This is a genomic window from Bradyrhizobium genomosp. III (assembly GCF_000261705.1).
Taxonomy (GTDB): domain Bacteria; phylum Pseudomonadota; class Alphaproteobacteria; order Rhizobiales; family Xanthobacteraceae; genus Bradyrhizobium; species Bradyrhizobium ottawaense.
Genome location: NZ_AJQF01000607.1, coordinates 1 through 797, shown reverse-complemented (window position 1 = coordinate 797; position 797 = coordinate 1). Strand labels below are relative to the sequence as shown.

Annotated in this window: 1 protein-coding gene; it reads right to left on the bottom strand. The window is 65.7% G+C overall.

Annotation, left to right across the window (positions count from 1 at the left end; genetic code table 11):
- Positions 1-797: hypothetical protein (locus IC66_RS0142385; protein WP_038951400.1), on the bottom strand; the 797-nt coding region annotated here is incomplete at both ends.

Sequence of the window (797 nt, the reverse complement as noted above, 5' to 3'; positions counted from 1 at the left end):
TAGGTGTCGGCGTAGCCCGTGCCCTGAATGCCCTCGATCGAACGCAGCGTATCGGTCCCAATCGACCCGTCGCCGGTCGCCGTGCCTGCCGCCATGTCGATCGCGACGCCGCCCGTGACCGTGCTGAGGCTGTTGTAGATGGCAACGTCGAAGCCGCCGCGGCCGTCGATGTAGTCGTCGCCGCCAAGACCGGTGAAGTTGTTGTTGAAGCTGCTTCCCAGCAGCGTGTCGGCGAAGGTCGAGCCCTGCACCGCATTGACGCCGGTGAAGATGTCGGTGCCCTCGGTCGCACCTGTCGCGCTGCCGGCAACCGTGACGGCATTCGTGGTCCCGACGACGCTGGTCTCGAGGTCAACGCTGACGCTCGAGGCCGCGATCTGGTAGTTCAGGCGGGTGGAGCCGTTGCCGATGATCGTGTCGTTGCCGCCGGCGCCGGCAAAGTCGTTGAAGGTCCCGGAGGAACCGACATTGGTCGCCCCGACCTGGCCGAAGCCGGTCGCGTCGAACGTGTCGTCGAAATTGGTACCACGCGCGGCCTCGACGCTGCGCAGCGTGTCGGTGCCGACCGTGGCGTCCCCATTCACGATGCCCGCGGCAAGGTGAACATAGATGCCCGACGTGGTCGTCGTGTCCGAATTGTAGGTGACCTGGTCGTAGCCGCCGCGGCCGTCGATATAGTCGTCGCCGCCGCGCCCCTCATAGGTCTCGTAGGTGAAGGCCGCATTGTCGCTGCCGTAGAACGTGTCGTTGGAGGCCGAGCCCCAGATCGTCGAGACGTTGGAGAAGGTGTCGTGGCC